This window comes from Cupriavidus sp. C2SS-8b (assembly GCF_057073745.1).
This window is the reverse complement of record NZ_CP172716.1, coordinates 1708780-1726638: the sequence shown is the minus strand read 5'-3', so window position 1 is coordinate 1726638 and position 17859 is coordinate 1708780. Positions and strand designations below refer to the sequence as shown.

General features: G+C 59.6%; 18 protein-coding genes and 2 pseudogenes. 7 read left to right on the top strand and 13 right to left on the bottom strand.

The window, feature by feature from the left end:
* Positions 1-45 precede the first annotated feature (45 nt).
* A pseudogene (locus ACIGJB_RS07915) lies at positions 46-156 on the top strand (SDR family NAD(P)-dependent oxidoreductase); the annotation flags it as partial.
* A 40-nt stretch (positions 157-196) separates the two neighbouring features.
* On the opposite strand, the gene ACIGJB_RS07910 reads toward ACIGJB_RS07915, so the two are convergent.
* Entirely contained in the window at positions 197-1189 is a 993-nt protein-coding gene (locus tag ACIGJB_RS07910) for a 2-hydroxyacid dehydrogenase (protein WP_483732138.1), read from the bottom strand.
* Positions 1190-1374: 185 nt separating this feature from the next.
* Between ACIGJB_RS07910 and ACIGJB_RS07905 the strand changes: the two are divergent.
* Positions 1375-2561 (top strand): annotated as a pseudogene (locus tag ACIGJB_RS07905) (IS3 family transposase); the annotation flags it as partial.
* A gap of 120 nt (positions 2562-2681) precedes the next feature.
* Here the strand turns inward: ACIGJB_RS07905 and ACIGJB_RS07900 are convergent.
* Positions 2682-4208, bottom strand: a complete 1527-nt coding sequence (locus ACIGJB_RS07900) for an aspartate:alanine exchanger family transporter (protein WP_483732137.1) — start codon at positions 4206-4208, stop codon at positions 2682-2684.
* A gap of 1085 nt (positions 4209-5293) precedes the next feature.
* Between ACIGJB_RS07900 and ACIGJB_RS07895 the strand changes: the two genes are divergently transcribed.
* Positions 5294-5818, top strand: coding sequence for a hypothetical protein (locus ACIGJB_RS07895; RefSeq protein WP_483732136.1), 525 nt, complete (start codon positions 5294-5296; stop codon positions 5816-5818).
* Between the two features lie 97 nt (positions 5819-5915).
* Complete coding sequence (locus ACIGJB_RS07890) at positions 5916-7184, top strand: IS256 family transposase (RefSeq protein ID WP_483729500.1); 1269 nt, start codon at positions 5916-5918, stop codon at positions 7182-7184.
* 514 nt (positions 7185-7698) lie between these two features.
* Here ACIGJB_RS07890 and ACIGJB_RS07885 read toward each other — a convergent pair.
* From ACIGJB_RS07885 to ACIGJB_RS07855, 7 genes are all read right to left on the bottom strand, one after another.
* Positions 7699-8046 (bottom strand): carboxymuconolactone decarboxylase family protein, encoded by a 348-nt coding sequence (locus tag ACIGJB_RS07885; protein ID WP_483732135.1) that lies wholly within the window; start codon positions 8044-8046, stop codon positions 7699-7701.
* A 91-nt stretch (positions 8047-8137) separates the two neighbouring features.
* Positions 8138-8341 carry a YgaP family membrane protein gene (locus ACIGJB_RS07880; protein WP_483732134.1) on the bottom strand — a complete coding sequence of 68 codons (204 nt, stop codon included), beginning with the start codon at positions 8339-8341 and terminating at the stop codon, positions 8138-8140.
* Positions 8342-8502: 161 nt separating this feature from the next.
* The gene (locus tag ACIGJB_RS07875) at positions 8503-9321 is read right to left on the bottom strand and encodes a c-type cytochrome (RefSeq protein WP_483732133.1); all 819 of its coding nucleotides are present in this window, start codon (positions 9319-9321) and stop codon (positions 8503-8505) included.
* 48 nt (positions 9322-9369) lie between these two features.
* Entirely contained in the window at positions 9370-9735 is a 366-nt protein-coding gene (locus tag ACIGJB_RS07870; RefSeq protein ID WP_483732132.1) for a TSUP family transporter, read from the bottom strand.
* Between the two features lie 234 nt (positions 9736-9969).
* Positions 9970-10401 carry a DUF6691 family protein gene (locus tag ACIGJB_RS07865; RefSeq protein WP_483732131.1) on the bottom strand — a complete coding sequence of 144 codons (432 nt, stop codon included), beginning with the start codon at positions 10399-10401 and terminating at the stop codon, positions 9970-9972.
* A gap of 1 nt (position 10402) precedes the next feature.
* Positions 10403-10837, bottom strand: coding sequence for a YeeE/YedE family protein (locus ACIGJB_RS07860; protein ID WP_483732130.1), 435 nt, complete (start codon positions 10835-10837; stop codon positions 10403-10405).
* A complete protein-coding gene (locus ACIGJB_RS07855; protein ID WP_483732129.1) occupies positions 10831-11169 on the bottom strand; it encodes a metalloregulator ArsR/SmtB family transcription factor in 339 nt (112 codons plus the stop codon). The genes ACIGJB_RS07860 and ACIGJB_RS07855 overlap by 7 nt, the downstream gene beginning before the upstream one ends.
* A 314-nt stretch (positions 11170-11483) precedes the next feature.
* Here ACIGJB_RS07855 and ACIGJB_RS07850 point away from each other — a divergent pair, with 314 nt between their 5' ends.
* Positions 11484-12308, top strand: a complete 825-nt coding sequence (locus ACIGJB_RS07850) for a universal stress protein (protein ID WP_483732128.1) — start codon at positions 11484-11486, stop codon at positions 12306-12308.
* A gap of 984 nt (positions 12309-13292) precedes the next feature.
* On the top strand, positions 13293-13694 hold the full coding sequence (locus tag ACIGJB_RS07845) for a hypothetical protein (RefSeq protein ID WP_483732127.1): 402 nt from the start codon (positions 13293-13295) through the stop codon (positions 13692-13694).
* 145 nt (positions 13695-13839) lie between these two features.
* On the opposite strand, the gene ACIGJB_RS07840 is transcribed toward ACIGJB_RS07845, so the two are convergent.
* Positions 13840-15369 (bottom strand): ISNCY family transposase, encoded by a 1530-nt coding sequence (locus ACIGJB_RS07840; RefSeq protein ID WP_483732126.1) that lies wholly within the window; start codon positions 15367-15369, stop codon positions 13840-13842.
* A 190-nt stretch (positions 15370-15559) separates the two neighbouring features.
* On the opposite strand from ACIGJB_RS07840, the gene ACIGJB_RS07835 reads away from it, so the two are divergent.
* Entirely contained in the window at positions 15560-15880 is a 321-nt protein-coding gene (locus ACIGJB_RS07835) for a hypothetical protein (RefSeq protein WP_483732125.1), read from the top strand.
* Between the two features lie 102 nt (positions 15881-15982).
* Here ACIGJB_RS07835 and ybgF read toward each other — a convergent pair whose 3' ends face one another.
* From ybgF to ACIGJB_RS07820, 3 genes are all read right to left on the bottom strand, one after another.
* Positions 15983-16741 carry a tol-pal system protein YbgF gene (gene ybgF / locus ACIGJB_RS07830; RefSeq protein WP_483732124.1) on the bottom strand — a complete coding sequence of 253 codons (759 nt, stop codon included), beginning with the start codon at positions 16739-16741 and terminating at the stop codon, positions 15983-15985.
* 376 nt (positions 16742-17117) lie between these two features.
* Positions 17118-17321, bottom strand: a complete 204-nt coding sequence (locus ACIGJB_RS07825) for a cold-shock protein (protein ID WP_483711344.1) — start codon at positions 17319-17321, stop codon at positions 17118-17120.
* A 211-nt stretch (positions 17322-17532) separates the two neighbouring features.
* Positions 17533-17754 carry a hypothetical protein gene (locus ACIGJB_RS07820; protein WP_483732123.1) on the bottom strand — a complete coding sequence of 74 codons (222 nt, stop codon included), beginning with the start codon at positions 17752-17754 and terminating at the stop codon, positions 17533-17535.
* Positions 17755-17859: the final 105 nt, after the last annotated feature.

The following is a 17859-nucleotide window of genomic DNA, read 5'->3' as shown; positions in this document are numbered from 1 at the left end:
GCCGGCATGAGATGTAACCATACGCCCAACGCGGTGCTGTCTACCGTGACGGCATCCCGGTTACGGAAATTTAACAAGATCGCACTCGTAACCGGTGGCACGAGCGGCATCGGACTCGCCACCGCCAAGCGGTTCGCCGCCGAAGGCGCGCATGTCGATTCGCAAGAGGCGATGGAAGGAGCCTCCTCACGCCATCTCACACCTTTATCTCATTTGTCAAAGCCTGCCCTGTCGCGAATTCAGTAATGCTGCGCAGGGTCGTCTGGCAAATCGTAGTTATGGCTTCACGCGTGAAAAAGGCTTGGTGTCCGGTCACGATGACGTTCGGGAAGGACACAAGGCGCTGAAGTACATCGTCGGTACTGATGGTGCTGGAGAGATCACGGAAGAATAGATCCGCCTCCTGTTCGTACACGTCGAGGGCGAGCCCGCCCAATTGCCGGCTCTTCAGCGCATCGATCGCGGCCTCGGTATCAATCAGCCCGCCGCGGCTGGTGTTCACCAGCAATGCCCCCGGCTTTGCGCGTGCCAGCGTGTCGGCATTGATGATGTGGTGTGTCTGCGGGGTCAGAGGACAGTGAAGTGAAATGATATCCGCGCTGACACCAATTTCGCCTTCTCGGGCGTAGCGGGCGCCTAGGGCTTCGAACTGAGGCGATCGAACTACGTCGTAGCCAATGACGTCGCACCCGAAGCCAAGCATGATCCGGGCGAACACGCGGCCAATCTTGCCGGTGCCGACCACGGCGACGGTTTTGCCGTAGAAATCGAATCCCATCAACCCGTCGAGGGAAAAATTGAAGTCCCGGGTACGATTGTAGGCCCGGTGAATCTTGCGATTGACCGCCAGCAACAATGCAACGGCATGCTCGGCAACCGAGTTCGGTGAGTAGCTGACAACGCGAACCACCCTCATGTCAAGGCTAGCAGCGGCCTTCAGATCGACGTTGTTGAATCCGGTGCAGCGCAGGGCAACTACGTTCGATCCCCCGCGCTTGAGTGCCTCGAGCACTGAAGCATCCGCAGTGTCGTTCACGAAGATACAGACGGCCTCGTGTCCGGCGGCAAGGCCAACGGTTCCCATATCCAGTGGGTTATCGAAGTAACTGAGCTGATGCCCTTCGGCAAGATTGGCGGCGTCAAGATATTCACGGTCGTATGGCTTGGCGCTGAATACGGCTAATCTCATTGCTTGTCTCCCGACATGATAGCGGTGCCTTGGCCTCCGGCTATCCAGCAGCCAAAGCCACGGCGATTTGTACAAACAGGATCTTTGCAATCGTCATCGAAGGAAAAATCATTAAAGTGGACCCACGATTTGAGACAGTGATCAGGCGGTGGTTTAAGCTGTTGTCCTTGACGGGATGATGGCAAATGAGTGAAGGCAAGAAGCGCAAGGTACACACGGCAGAATTCAAGGCCAAGGTTGGTCTGGAAGCCGTGCGCGGGGTGAAGACGATCAGCGAGATTGCGCAGACATACGGCGTGCATCCGGTGTTGGTTGGGCAATGGAAGAAGGAAATTCTTGAGCGGGCCGGCGCCCTGTTCGAAACCAAGCGTGGCCCCAAGCCGGCCGAGGAAAAAAGCGACGAGGATCGCCTGTACGGCGAGATCGGGCGGCTGAAAATGGAAGTGGACTGGCTTAAAAAAAAGTTGGGGGAGTGAGCCGGGAAGCGCGAATGGGGTGGATCGATGGTGCGGAGGAACTGCCTTTGAGCCGGCAGTGCGACCTGGCGGAAGTGTCGCGCGCAACGGTGTATCGGAGGCAGGGCAAGACGACGCGGGAAAAGCGCGACGAGGATCTGCGGCTGTGCCGGTTGATCGACGAGGAATATACGAACCGGCCGTTCTACGGCAGCCGGCGCATGGCGGTATTCCTGCGCGGCCAGGGCTGCGTGGTGAGCCGCAAGCGGGTGCAGCGCCTGATGCGCGAGATGGGGTTGGCGGGCATGGCGCCGGGGCCGGCGACGAGCGCCAAGCATCCGAAGCACAAGGTCTATCCGTACCTGCTGCGCGGGGTCGAGGTGACGCGACCGAACCAGGTGTGGTCGACCGACGTGACCTATATTCGCCTGGCGCGCGGTTTTGCCTACCTGGTGGCGATCATCGACTGGTACAGCCGGAGGGTGCTGTCCTGGCGCCTGAGCAACAGCATGGACGCGTCGTTCTGCGTGGACTGCCTGGAGGATGCGCTGCGGGAGCACGGAAGGCCGGAGGTGTTCAACAGTGACCAGGGCTCCCAGTTCACGAGCCACGTCTTCACGGGCGTGCTCAAGCGCGAAGGCATCGCCATCAGCATGGATGGTCGCGGCCGGGCGCTGGACAACATCTTCGTCGAACGGCTGTGGCGCAACGTGAAGCACGAGGATGTGTACCTGAAGGGGTACGCCAACATGGCGGAGCTGATGATCGGGCTGGCGCAGTACTTCTCGTATTACAACGAGGAACGGCCGCACCAGTCGCTGGGCTACAAAACGCCGAAGGCCGTCTATGCCAGCGGCGAGGGCGGCGGGGCAATGATTGTCGATAAATTCGGCGGTGCGCGGGGAGAATCCCCTGCTCCGCTACGCTGCGCAGGGGATTCTCCCCGCGCAAAATCAGGGCAGCGCTGTTCCGCTGCATGTGAAGAAATGGATGCAGCTTAAACTCGGTTGAAATCTGTCTTGACCGAGGGGTCCACTTTACATGGCATAGCCAAGATCCGGCTGATCCGTGGGAGCCACGCGATTGGCAAATGCCAGAATCGCTGGATTCCCTGTCGCCCCGCAAATCACACCCGCGGTAACGTCGAAGGGGAGCCTGAAGATCAAGAGACAAGACAACGCCGTGATCATCACGAGTGCGAGGACAATGAGCAAGCTATAGAGCAAGAACGTAGCCCCAGTCATGCTGATGGTGGCGAAGAATTTCGGCCCCGAGGAAATTCCGACTTGTGCCAGAAAGATGGTCAGCCCGAAGTTGCGCAGCACCAGGTTGGCGGAGAGGGGCATGGTCCAGACGAAGGGCCCGGTGCGACGCATCTTGCCAAGACAGAGCGTGACCAGCAGCAGCGCTGCCAGCCCGAGGGTCAACTTGCCCACGCCCGGAATCGGTAGCGGTATCATACCTGCCAACAGTCCCGCGGCTGCGCCGATGCCAATCGAGATGAAGCTCAATTCGGCGGTGCCCTTGATGGAGTCACCAAAGAATCTGCGCATCGACTTTGCGTGGGCACGATTGACGAGCAGGCCGACACGGTCCCCGACCTCAAGGATAAGATCGGGGCTGGGCAGCATGTCGGCATCACCCCTTCGTACCTGGACAATCGAACAAGCAATGCCCTCCGGAAAGCGGAGGTCACGCAGCGCCAGCCCCACGACGGCACGGCTCGATGCAAAGACGCGGGCATAGTCCAGATCCTCGCGATGACTGCTGATCCGGCCTGGCTGCAACTCTCCCAGAAGTGCAGCGGCTTCCTGAAGTAATGCCGGCTCCGTGGCAGTCGCAAGCAGGACATCGTCTGCTCGCAGGACAAGTTTCTCAGTGGGCAGTTGGTTATGGTGTTCCCGCCGCACTGCGGCAACAGCCAAGCCGGCCGGCAGGCGCGCTTTCAGTTCGGCGAAAGTGAGGCCAACGAACTCGCGATTCCGCAGTGAGATTTCAGCCAGTTCCATGACCTTTGCCGGCGGTGCCTCGATCTTTGCCTTCAGTACCGCGCCCAGGCAGTAGAGAAAGAGAATCGGGCCGGCAACTCCGAATGGATAGGCTACGCTGTAGCCAACCGCGGCGCCGTCACCTGTCATGCCCGCAATGATCGCCTGCAAGGTCGCCGTGCTGGTGCCGGATCCGGCGAATATCCCTAGCGATTCATCGAGTCTGATACCGAACATCGGCACCAGGGCCAACGACACGAATCCGGCTCCGACCACGCCCAGAGTCGCAGCCGCGTTGGCCTTCAGTCCACGGGCACTCGTCAGGCCCTGGAAGAACTGACCTCCGTACTGGATCCCGATTCCGTATAGGAACAGAAGCAGGCCGAGGGTCCCGATTAGGGCTGGCGGAGCTGCCTTGGGCGCAAATCCTCCGATTGCCAACCCAACAAAAAGTACGGCCCCGGAGCCGAGAGAGACCCCCTTTATATTGAATTCGCCGACGACGTAACCCAGCGCGATCGTTAGGAACAACGTGAACAACGGCTGGGTTTCTAACAACATTCTGACTGCATTCATTGTCAGCTCCTACTTGCAAACTTCTGCCGACTGATGCCATAAGTGACTGTTGCTAGCCCCCTTTGGAGCAGGGACCAGCGCTTGCCGACGAGGACCGCGCGGTAGCCGCGTGCGCTCATGGTTCCGGGTCGGTAGTTGGCGTGATACTGCAGAGTAATACCCGGCCTTCAGTACTAGGGCCTCAAGTTGAGCGATTCCGCACACACCTCTAGCTGTCTGCTCGCGGCAGCTCAAGCTGGTGAGCATTTGCCGTGGCGGCCAAGCGCCTGGAAATAGGTCTAGCACGGGCGTTGTTAGGTCGGGAGGGGGCGGCGACACCGCAACTTCCAGTTGTCGGCGAGGCACCGGCGAGTTGTCCCGCCTTGGAACATCTCACGGCAACGGCAAGTTTTGCCTCCGACACACTGCGCAACCCTACCCGTAACTAGCCTTCATCCCGACATGAAATCTTTCCGGCATCGAAATAAGAAAAACTTGCACGGCGAGGAATACGCCCTTTTATTGAGCATTACGTAAATCATAGAATCACAACAGTTCATCCCGGTTACAGCACGGCGACCCGTTCATACAGCCGATGTTACGACTATTCTCGTGTGCGACGCCACGACCGCCGCAACTGACAGGAAGGTTGCCCCCTGGCATGTGGCCAATTACTTCGACAAGCGCAGGGGAGGGCGCATGAGTATCATCAGGCACATGCTGGAACGGATTCCATAGGCTGAGCGGCGTCCCACGCGATGTCGCGTTCGCGGGCGCGCCAAGAAGCTCGCCAGCTATACAGCCGTAGGAAGAACACGCCGGCAGCGCGAGGGTTCCGGCAACTGCGGTGTTCTCACCCAAAACACTGCCCATGCATGTGCGGCAAAGATGGCAAAGGCACTACCGGCATCTTCCTTAGCGATCCTTTGATTAGCGTCAACGTGGCCTACCGCTCCGCACCTAGATTCCATTCAAGTGCGATGTTCCACCCAAACCCAATCGGGGAAGTTGGCGCCCTATTAGGGGAGTTAACCAGAATCCCGGGGGTGATCTCCGCGGCTCGCGGTACATCTCGCCTTTCAGCAATCCATATGAGGAAAGTAACGATGAAGAAGGAAATTCTCATTCCCGTTCTGTCCGCGTTCGCACTTTCTACCGTTCCAGTGCTAGCGCAGCAAGCAAAGCCTGCGAGCAAGGGCAGTCAAACCACACAAGAGAGGGTCAACGTTTCCGAGTTCGACAAGCAGGCGGCACAGGTACAGGAAAACATCAAGAAGCTGCAAGAAGAGATGGACAAGATTCGGCAGACTCAGGACCTAAAGGAACGGCAGAAACTGCTCGAAGCCCACGGGGTGACTATGCAAAGCACTATGGGCATGATGCGTGGGCTATGGGGGCCGGGAATGATGGGCGGGCAGGGTGGGGGAGGTGGCGGCATGATGGGCGGCGGCCCGGGAATGCACGGTAGGGGCATGATGGGGTGGCAAAACATGGGAGGCTACTACTCAAAGCTCACGCCCGAGCAATTGAGAGAGCGGCAGTACATGTCAGACCAATATATGGATCTCCACTACATGATGATGGAGCAGATGATGCTGAACCATCAAATGTGGAGGCAGATGCCACGGTAGCCTGCTCAGGAGTGTCGACGATGGACAAGGCGGCGTCCCGGCGAGCCTGTCAGATTTTTAGTGTGACGAGGTCATGAGACGATTACGGAAACGTCCTATGACCGACACAACAGTGACCAAGAAGAGCAAGAGCCCGAAGGCACCCAAGCTGTTCCCTGATGAACTGATCGATCAACTGCTGGCGCAGGTCCAGAACAAAGATGCCGAGTCGATCCTCGGCGAATCAGGCCTGGCTGGGCAGTTGAAGAAGCAATTGGCCGAGCGAATGTTGGCGGCCGAACTGACTCATCACCTGGAGAGCGAGGCGGAGCAAGGCAAAGCCGGCAACCACCGCAACGGCAAGAGCCCCAAGACAGTCATTACGCCCAACGGCGAGCTGACGCTCGATATCCCGCGCGATCGGCAGGCAACGTTCGAGCCGCAGTTGGTTGGCAAGTATCAACGCCGGCTTCCAGGCTTCGACGACCACGTCATCAGCATGTATGCGCGCGGCATGAGCGTGCGCGAGATTCAGGGCCATCTGCTGGAGCTATACGGGCTCCAGGTGTCGCCCGATCTGATTTCCACGGTCACGGATGAGGTGCTGGCCGACGTCGAGCAATGGCAGCAACGGCCGCTCGAGGCCATGTATCCGATCGTGTACTTTGACGCGCTCCGGCTGAAGATTCGCGACGAAGGCACGGTCAAGAACAAGGCGGTCTATCTGGCGCTGGGCATTCGGGCCGACGGCCGCAAGGAAGTACTGGGCCTGTGGATCGAGCAAACCGAGGGCGCCAAGTTCTGGCTGAAGGTCTTCAACGAATTGAAGAACCGCGGTTTGAACGACATCCTAATCGCAGTGGTCGATGGCTTGCGCGGCTTTCCCGAGGCGATCGAAGCGGTCTATCCGGATGCCCAGATCCAGACCTGCATTGTGCATCTCATCCGCAATTCGCTGAGTCTGGCGAGTTGGAAGGATCGCAAGCCGCTCGCTGCGGCGCTCAAGCCGATCTATCAGGCCGCCACGGCCGATGCGGCAGCAGCGGCGCTGGAGGCTTTCTCCCAAGGCGAATGGGGTCGTAAATTCCCTACCGTCGCGGCCATGTGGCAACGCCAGTGGGAGCAAGTGATTCCCTTCTTTGCCTATCCACCGGAAGTACGCAGAATCATATATACGACCAACGCCATTGAAAGCATGCACATGCAGTTGCGCAAGATCGTCAAGAATCGAGGCCACTTCCCCAGCGACGAAGCGGCCAGCAAGCTGTTGTTTCTGGCCTTGCGCAACATCGAAAAGGATTGGAAGATGCCGCCTATCACCTGGCGGCAGGCAGTCAATCAGTTCGCCATTCTGTTTGGCGAGCGATTCACCAACGCCATCGGCTGAGATTTCTTACAACGACCTCAGCACACGAAATTCCTGACACGTCCGTCCCGGCAGGTACATCCGTTCTGTCCGCCCCTTCTTGCTGGTGTTGCGCTAGGGATGGCGTTGCTCTTAGCCGTCCTGCTGACTGGCCGCGGACTCGGTACATCTGGGTTCATGGTCCGTCTGGCCGCGTGGCTGGGGGGAGTTCACGCCCGACGTCACGCGAAGCAACGAGTACCTTGGCCCTCTCCTTGAATCCGGTCACCCGCTCTCGAACTGGATTACCTGGTAGGTCCTCGGTGTAGCGCTAGGGGCGCTCTGCGCGAGTTGGAGCGCTGGTGGGCGCCGCAAAACAGGCCGACGTGAGGGTCCAAAAAAACACTGGAAACTCCTCGCGCGCGGCACACAGATGCGTAGACCGCGCTCGGAAAGAATGAGTAAGGGCGGCTCTGGCGGCCAGCTGGCGGGCCGCTACATGCGCACTAGCAACCTTGCGCGCTTGAGCGGGAACTCGGACAGCGCTCCAACCGTATCAGGACGAAAATTCGTCAAAAGCCGCGAGCGCATGCGTGGCATACATCATCGAAGGTCCGCCACCCATATACACGGCGGTTCCCAACACCTCCTCCAATTCGGTCCGAGTGATGCCCAGCTTGATAAGCGCCTGGACATGAAAGCCGATGCAGTCATCGCAGCGACTTGCGACCGCGATACCTAGCGCAATCATCTCGCGTGTCGTCTTGCTCAAGGCCCCCTCTTTGGTGCCAGCCGCTGCCAGTTGGCTGAATGCTGCCATCAAGTCTGGCTGGCTCTCGCGCAGGCCTCGCATTTCAGCCGACACATCTTTGACCACAGTCTTGAATTCGGGCATACCACTCATAAAAACCCCTTCATCTGGGAATTGCGCAGGGCGCGTGACAAATGTAAGGGGGCCGAGCAGCCCTGAGGCTATCAGGCCCGCTGAATTGACGTTACTTCGCGTCAGACTTCGATGCCGCGCATGTCTTCACGCCGAAAATGCTGTAGGCAGGACAGACGCGCACGATACCTGTCAGCAGAGGGAGAATGCCGATCCAGCCCCAGGCACCCACGCGGCCGGTCGCGGCCAGGCCAATCAAGATCAATCCAATTACAACCCGGAGGACTCGGTCAACAGTCCCAATATTTGCTTGCATGGCTGCCTCCTTGGCAATAATGAAATTGTGCGAACTGAGGGCGGATGGCGTTGGCCATTCAAGAATACCCTGTGGGGGAACTCTTTAACTCTGGCTTCGATCTGGATGATCGGTCATGATCCAGCGCAACCCCCTGCGAAATGATCGGGGCGCTTGCCGGGCTAGCGTGCGTCCTTCGGCCTGTCGCCCTTTGGCCAGTCCTTGGCCCTGGCTGCATAATCAGGCCTCGGCTGTTGCGTAAAGTAGGCCGCAACGTCGACGGCGTCCTGCGCTGACAGCGTTCCGCCCTGGCCCAGTGGCATGTTGTGCTTCACGAACGCAGCAGCGGTGTACATGCGCGCCATTCCCGCCCCTACGTTGAAGGAATCTTTGCCCCAGACCGGCGGGAAGATATAACCCCCTTGCGGGTTCTTCGTGCCCTGGCCTTCGGCACCATGGCAGGACGCGCATTGGGCGCCGTAAATCGTCTTGCCGTGGACCGGGTCCGGCGTCAGTGACGTATCAATCTTCTCGAAGCCTCTGCCGGCCACATTCGTGCCAGTCGGGATCCCCGTGGACAGCCACTTCATATAGGCCATAATGGCATTCATTTCTGTCGAGTCGAATGCCAGCGGTTTGCCGTTCATCGAGCGCTGGAAGCAGTCGTTGATGCGTTCCTGCAGCGAGATGACTTTTCCACTGCGCGATCGGTATTCCGGAAAGGCGCCGGCCAGCCCCACCCACGGCGATGCATAGGCAGTCGTTCCGGCATTCAGGTGGCAGCTCGTGCAGTTCAGGCCGTTACCGACATTCTTGGGTAGTTGCTTGTGCGTATCAGTCAGCAGTGCCTTGCCGCGCTTAATGGCATCCCCCATCGGTCCCTTGGGAATCGACGCTTCGTCGGGCACGGGCATAGGTACCGTCGGCGATAGAGACAACGCAGGTGCACTGGCAACTGCCAGCATCGCCAGGGTCAAAATGCGCTGTTTAAATGTGTTCACGGGTGTCTCCATGGTTGTATCGACTAATGTGTTTGCTTTGGTATGGCATTAGGCAGCCATGGCGATTTTCGCGACCATGCCGATGGCAATCAGGCCGGCCACCACGGCAAAGCCTTGTTGCAGCCTGTGGCCACTTAGCCGGCTGGCGACTTGGCGGCCGCCTAACATGGCAGCCATGGCACCTGCAGCGAACGGCACACCAATCTGCCAGTTCATGCGCCCGGCAATCGCTGTCGAAATCACGCCGGAAGCGGACACCAACGTGATGACTGCCAGGGATGTCGCCACGATGGCATGCACGGGGGCATTGGTCGCCTTCTTCAGCGCGGGAACAATGACGAAGCCGCCACCAACACCAGGCAGCCCGGATAGAAAGCCGGCGCCTACGCCCGACAGCGCAAGGGTGCGAGACAAAGCGCCCAGTGCGGTTATCCAGTAGGCAACGGTGCGTTGATTGGCTGGCTCCCGTTGCAGGTCCCAACTTGTTCAGATGGGAAACGAATAGCAGCAGAGGGACTGCGAGAATGGAACCGCCTGCGCCGGTCAATGCCAGGATGAGGCCAACTACAGCGCCGCAGCGCGCTGGTGGCAATGGTGTTTTCCATCGGTTCAATGTCGTCCTGCGGTGGTGCAATCGGTCGCTGCGGCTTAGGCGCGCTGGAGGCTCGACTTCGCCCGCTCGAGGACTTCGAAGGCCAGCATGCCTGCCACCATGGCAGCGACAAAGGCCACGGCCTTCGGGTATCCCGCACCCAAGGCCACCAGCGCGGGGCCCGGGCAGAAGCCGGCTAGACCCCAGCCGATGCCGAACGCGGCGCTACCCAGTACCAGCCGAAACGTAACTGTCGTGCTTGCCGGCAGTTGAACAGGCAGTCCCAGAAATGAGCGGTTGCGCCGTTTCGCAACATAGAACGCAATGGTGCCGACAGTGATGGCGCCGACCATCACAAACGCCAGTGAAGGGTCCCAGGTTCCAGCCAGGTCGAGAAAGCCCAATACCTTGGCCGGATTGGCCATGCCGGAGACCATCAGACCAACGCCGAAGAGCAGGCCCGCAAGCAGTGCAGTAATGGCGGTCATATCAGCCTCCGATCACGTGTCGTTGCACGAAGACGGTCAGGAATCCCGCCGCCATGAAGGTTAGGGTAGCGACCAACGAGCGGATGGAGCCGCGCGAGATGCCGCAAACACCGTGGCCGCTGGTACAGCCGCTGGCATAGCGCGTGCCGAGCCCAACCAGAAAACCGGCGGCAAGAACCTGGCCCCAGGTCGCCTCGATATCGGCAACGGCGGGCTGGCCGAGCAGGCTCGCAATGACAGGGGCGCCGACCAGACCAACCAGGAAGGTCACTCGCCAGGACATATCGGCGCGTGGCAGGCTGAGCAGGCCGCCAAGAATGCCGCTGATGCCGGCAATCCGTCCGTTGAACAGCAGCAGAACGGCTGCCGCCGCGCCGATGACGAGTCCGCCAGCCAAGGAAAGGCCGGGCGTGAAGTTAGCGAGGTCAATCAGCATGTTGCTTTCCCTGATGTGTCAGCACAGAACTGTTGATAAAGCACAGTCATGATGGCGAGCGCCTGTGCGCTCGCCACCGAATAGAAGATGTTCTTGCCGTCACGGCGTGTCGCCACCAAGTCGTTTTCGCGCAGCACGGCAAGCTGCTGGGACAGCGTCGGCTGCCGGATGCCGAGTTGCGACTCCAGTTCGCCAACAGACAACTCGCCTTGGGAAAGCTGGCACATCAACAGCAGGCGGTCGGGATTGGCGAGCACCTTGAGCAGCGCACAGGCGTTCGTCGCAGCAGCTTGCATCGTGGTGAGGTCGATGGTCGGGTGGGGCTGGTCCATGGTCGTCTACATTTCGTACATCGATAGTATATTGAAAAATATATTGTATGTGAATAGAGTATTTCGACCCGGTGTGTCGCGCATGGATAACTTCTCGCGCCTACGCGGGCGTTGGACCCCAGGGGCATGAAATCGTCATATGCGGGCGACGGCGGGCTCCAGAGTCGCCAGAGCGTCTCATTCCGACACTCATCGGTGGCTAGGGTCGCACCCATTGGCCGTTGCCTTTTGACGTGACACAAGCTCGGCCGCTGCCATTCAACTAGATTCGCGTTGAAGGCTGTGATTTTCGGCTGGCATGGGAGAAATTTGTAATGGAGTTCAAGACGGTTTTGGTGGACCTGACCGAAGATGAAGCGCGCGAGACCCGGCTAGATGCAGCGCTTACCCTGGCAAGCTGGTTCGAGGGACGCGTGGTAGCGGTAACAGCGGCGGGGCCGCTGCTGGACCCCTATCGCAGTGCCGGGAAAGAGACGCTGCGCTATCTGTCCATGCGTGCCGATTTGCTCCGGCAGCTGGATGCCGCCGGGACCGAGGCGCTAGTCCATGCGGTGCGCCGATTCGGATCGAAGATCGATACCTCGCACTTGGTGATTGAGCAGGAAGCCGGATGGGCGCTGGCGCAAGAAGGCGTGACCAGTGACATCATCCTTCCTGCTCTGCCGGGCGCTTCGCCCGGTTTGCCTCCCTTGCTGGCGTCAGCGGCCGAGTACGCCATGGTCAATTCCGGCAGGCCGGTCCTCGTGGTGCCGCCGTCTGCCACTATCGCGTTTGCGGGCACGGTCGTGGTTGCCTGGAATGGCAGGCGTGAGGCAGCGCGTGCTGTAGCCGACGCAATGCCGATGCTCAGACGTGCGGCCCGCGTCGTAGTGAAAGTCGTCGTCGCCCGGGGTGGCGCCTCGGACCATGGAGGCAGCGCGCTCATTCGATGGCTGGCCAGTCACGGCGTGCAAGCCACACTCGAGTTCGACGAGTCGTCATCAACTGCCGAATGCCTCCTTAAAGCGCTGCTTGTGGAGAAGGCAAGCCTCCTTGTCGCCGGAGGCTATGGCCGTTCCCGCATCGGGGAGATGTTCATGGGTGGTACCACCCGCACGTTGATACGCAATACGCCGGTGCCATTGCTTATGTCTCACTAGCAAAGCGTTCATAGGAACAAGGCCACAAACTGAAGTCCTCCTAAAGTTCGGTAACGAGGTTCTCATCAATGCGGCCGCGAACGTCTTCCATGGTTTGCCGAGTGGTATTCTCAGCGTTTCGCCAGGGTCAGCCCTCGACTTCGCTGCGGACTAACAGCACCGGCGCCAGCGTTCTTCGACGAATGCACGCTCGTCCGCGGGGACATGTATTGATGGCTTATGTATTCGATCGACGGGATATCGTGCGAGTTTTTTGCGGAAACTACCCGGCGATGTCGAAGTACCTGAGCCAGGCAGCGTTGCTGCGATGCGGCTAGCCTAGCCTGGTCTGGATTCTTTAATCCAACCCAAATCGCAACCTCCCGCGTAGCAACTAGTCTGGTTGCGAGTTCACCGCCGCAATTCCCATAGCGAGGCTTGCGAAGTGATATGGCGATCAACGGGCAAGGGCGTGGCAAGTCATTTTCCTTCCGGTCGCTTTAATCGATCTCGGCTACAGCAAGGATCACACATGTACCAGCGCATTCTGGTAGCCCTTGACGGCGACACAGCCTCCGAGGCCGCACTGGACGATGGCCACTCCACTTGCTCAGGCCACGCGAGCCGAGGTGGAGGTGGTCTATGTCGTGGATGACAGCAGTCCGTTCCTCGACGTCATAGTGCCTACGTGGCAGTTTGTTATCGCGATTACTGATTCTGGATCGACCAGGGCGACCTGCGCACAAAGCGGGCGGCAAGGAGGGGATACCCCTGATCACAATTCCTGCCCAGTAGGCTGCACCTTCCATGAATCAAAACCCAGACTGCGCCGCATCTTGCCTCATCAGTCAGTTCGACGTTGTCCCGCAGCGAGATTCGGTGCTCCCGGTTTCTTGTGGTGAATCAATCCTCGCGTCCTCGGTTTACCTTTATTTAGAGGGTAAGAGGGCGCTGTGATGAAGGACGCGATTGCAATGAACTACCGACGAATTCAGGAGAGCTACCATGGAAACGCTATGGCTGTCGCTTACAGTACGAGCCGGTCGCGTCATGGGCAGCCTCGGTGACCGTTATCGCACGTATGTCATTTCCCGCAGAAGCGCGCAGGCCGCTGATCTCCTCTGGAAATACTACGGTCTTCGGATCACAAATGAGATCCGCCATCGGTTGATATGCCTCAGCGTCGGCGGCGCGGGCAAACTTGTACCGCAAGCGCTAGCGTTGCTCTACCTCACGGAGATGCTGGAGGAATATGTCGGCGATCCCCACGCCCCAATCGTCCACGCCAGTGTCGAGTTTTTGCTGCGCCGCGCCACTGCTGCAAATGTCAACGGGCGGTTGTGCGACTGCAACCCCTTTCAACGCCTGCGGGAGATTGCAATGCGGAAGTATGGCTGGGAGCCGTAAACTCTTCGGTGAACCCTTTGCTTTCCGGCGCGACAGCTTGGTCAGACGGTTCCGGTATAGCCAATTTGGCTCAAATGCGACATTACTATTTGGGTCTAACAGACCGTGTCCAGCCGGTTTTGAAAGGTCCTCGGTTCCGCTAATTTCAAATGTCGGCACGGGCGTGCTTTTTGTGCGGGTTTTGATGCTTTTTGGGTGTGCCTGTCGGGCGGTGTTGCTGGCCTGACGTGACAGAGTTGGGATCCGGGTGGGGCGGTTCCGTCACCGTGGGCAACATTAAAATGTCCGCCTGCTGCGTGAGCGGCGAGGCCGTCCCCATCGCGCGCTCCAGATCCAGCCGGTTGATCTGCCGCTGGCGCTTGGTGTTCGGCGCTGGCTGGTGCGGGCGCGGCGGTTCCCCCGCCAGCGTGCGTGACGGCCCGATAGTCTGGCGGCTGTCGCGCAACGCCTGCACCTGGGCGGCCACCGCCAGCGCGTGGCCGAGCCGCTTGTGCTCGACGACCGCGCCCTGGTCAATCTCGGACAGGCGGTCATAGGTGGTGTAGGGCAGAGCAGTGCCATCGGCCCACAGCGCGATCCTGCCGTCCGGATATTCGGCCACCTCGAGGTAGCGGTGGACCAGGCGACGGTGCTCGGGGCGGTCCTCGAGCAGGTACATCACCTTCTTGTACTGCAGGGTCAGGCTCTGCGAGACCTTGCGCCATTCGCGCCAGCTGAAGATCCGCTCCAGATCCTCATCGCCGCGCAAGGCGCGGTGGGCATCAAAGTCGCTCTTCGGCACCTTGGCAAAGCGTGCATTGAAATCGGCCATGAAGGCCGGTGCATAGGCATTGGCGGCGGCCATCGTGCTGATCCCGCGCAGGCGCAGCTCCTTCACCAGCCGGTCCTGCAGCGTGCCGTTCATCCGCTCCACGCGGCCCTTGGCCGGGCTCGAATTGGCGCACAGGATATCGATGTTCAGCTCGAACAGCGCACGCCCGAACTGGGTGTAGCCGCGGCCTTCGGCGTTGTCCTGGGCGTTGACGCGGAAGATGCCGGCCTTGTCGGAATAGAACGTGAGCGGCTTGCCGTGGCGCTCGACATAGGCCCGCGTGGCGGCGAAATACGCGGTCGTCGATTCGGTCGGCACGAACAGCAGTTGCATCAACTGGCTGGTCGCGTCATCGACAAACACCAGCAGCGTGCAGGCCGGCGCGCGGTCCTCGAACCAGGCGTGGTCGCTGCCGTCGATCTGGACCAGCTCACCCAAACAGGCGCGGCGGTTGCGCGGCTGGTGGACCTTGGGCGGGCGCAGCTTGCGCGGCACCCAGAAACCGGCGTCGATCATGATCCGGCGCACGCAGGCCGGCGAGATCTCGATGCCGTGGCGCTCGCGCAGCTTCTCCCAGGCGAGGGTCGGGCCAAAGTCGGCATAGCTGTCGCGGATCAGACCACGGACACGGGATTCCAGGCCGGGGGGCAACTGGTTGTGGCCGGGTTGGCCCCATTTGCGCGAGACGAGTCCTCTGGGACCGTCCTGCCGGTAACGCTGCACCAATCGCTCGACCTGGCGCCTGGAAATGCCAAGCTTCTCGGCGGCGCGCCAGACCATCAGGCCGTCCTGAACGACGGCTTCGATGACCTTGCAGCGATCCAGTTCCCGCATGCTCATGGTGATCGTGTCGGGTCGGCCCATGATCGCGCTCCTGGCTCGGCAACAAGGCTGCCAGCTTGGCATGATCCGGGACGGGGTACGACATTTGAATTCATCCCAAGTACGACACTACAAAAAACGGCCAACAACACTAGATGCGCATAATGGTTGTTATGTTAAATTACGTTGCGCTGGCTGTGAACGGCGATTCACACCATCTAGGCAAGCCCCCATGATTTCCCTTACTGCCTTTCCCCAAGTGCTACTGATTGCAGATGTGGCCATACTGGTGGCTCGCTGTTTCGCGCGGCGATCACATCGACTAAGGGAATTCGCCACCATGCTTGCAATTGCTGCCTGGATCACCTGCTCCTTCGCGGTTGGCCTTTTTGCTAACGCCTTGGGACGCTCCGGCGCCACATGGACGATCTTTTCGTTGATCCTGAGTCCGTCGCTTGGGGTGATCGTTGTCGCTGTGCTCGACAAGAAGTGGAACAGGTCCGCTCGCGTGATGACCGCCATTGTCCCCGCAGCGGTGTCAGTGCCCGTATAGCCTGCCTGTCCGCAAGACTTTCAGGGATCATCTCCGAGACCCCACATTCTCGAAAAATGCGGGGATCGTCAGAATCTGCAGTGAGGGCCGGATGGCCCTCACTTACTTCAGCGTCTTCAACCGGTTGCTAGCCGCATGCGCGCCTTCGGTACCGGGATACTTCGCCACCACCTGTTCCAGCGTTTTGCGCGCGGCCGCCTGCTGGCCGGACTCGAACTGATTATTGGCAACCGCGATCATTGCGTCCGGCACCTTGGGATGCGTCGGATTGGCATGGATCATTTTCTGCAGCACCCAGGTGGACGCCTTATAGTCGCGCTGCGCGTATAGCGAGTTGCCGAGCCAGAACTGCGCCAGCGGCAGGTACGGGCTCTGCGGATACCGCTTGATAAACGACGAGAACGAATTCCCGGCACTCTTGAAATCGCCCGACTGAAAATGCTTGAGCGCGGCGTCGTATTCGGGCTTCTCGCCCGGCTGCGACGTGCCTTGGCGGTTCTCGACCGAAGCATGCTGCGGCTCGAACTTCTTCAGGCGCGCATCCAGGTCGGCGTAGTAATCCTTCTGCTGCTTCTGCAGCGTCGCCACCGTGTTCTGCAACACTTCGTTCTGGCCGCGTAGCCGAGCCACCTCCTGGCGTAGCCCTTCGAGCTGGTTCTGCAGGTCGAGCGTGGTGCGGCTGTTCTGCTCAAGGCGTTGGGTCGCAGTCGCCTGGAAATTGTTGAACTGGTCACGCAGGTTGATGATCGTTTTGCGCGCCTGGTCATCGTCGAGCACTCCGGCATGCGCCTGCGTGGGTGGCAGCATGCCGCCGCCAGCAATGGCGGCGAGCCACAACAGGGTGGAAACGCGTACTTTCATGGATAGTCAGTCAGCTGATCAGTCGTTGATGTCCACGCGGCGGCTCTCCGCCCGCGAGGCTTCATCATGGTCTTAACCAGAGCGGCTGAAGCGCAGGGTTCCTGCTCGCCGCGCTGGTCCGCCAGTATCGCTTAGATGATTGAGGGAATGCGGAGGACGGCATCCCGGCCGACCCGCGATGGGGGACCAGCCGGAAAATTTTGCGTGGGTGAAGGAACGCGAGTCCGGGCGTTGAGCGCTTCAAAGCATCATCGCGCAATCCCGGCGCAGAACGAAGGCCGTGTTTGCGACCCTTGAATCACAAACACGGACAATCGAACGCCACCGAATGGAACAGAGACCCTCCCGCGGGGGTCTGCACCTTCTTACTTGGCGACTAAAGTTTCCGAATCTGTGAGGCTTGTGGACCCTTTGGGCCTTGCTTCACTTCAAACTCGACCTTGGCACCCTCATCCAGCGACCGGTATCCACTTCCTTGAATTTCGGATTGGTGGGCAAACAAGTCCGCGCCCCCGTCGTCCGGCGTGATAAATCCATAGCCCTTCTCATTGTTGAACCATTTCACGGTGCCAGTTGCCATCTCGTCCTCTGAACTTTTTGTGTGACCGAACGTGCAACGCCGGTACGACCTGGCGCTGCATACAGACGAGCATAGCTGAAGAGCTCATCATGGCGTCTCAGGGTTTACCGAGGTGACTGACTCGACGAACGCAAGTGCGCACCGTCATGCTTGGGCCGCCACGACACTGGATTGCAGGTGTCACTACGCGCGCTTGATGGAACGCGGTCCTCTAATCCTGGCCTGCTCGCAGAACGGTCAATTCCAGGCCTGTTCCGCCTTTGGCAATCTTCAGCGAGGCCAGTTCTCCATCGAGACGAGCGACGGGTGCCAGGAGTCGCCTTAGCTGGTCCAGCAATGCACTTCCCAATTGCTCATCGTCCCGTCCGCCTTGCGCCCACTCATGATATTGATTGTGAGCTTCCACAACTCCATTCATAAATTCCAGCGCCATTGCAGTCCCCTCTTGCGATATTTCCTCCGAAGCGTAGTCCCGTAGTGCGCTTTCGGAATATCGGGCAAAAGTATGTTTCGCGGATGAATGAATGTTTACCCGGGC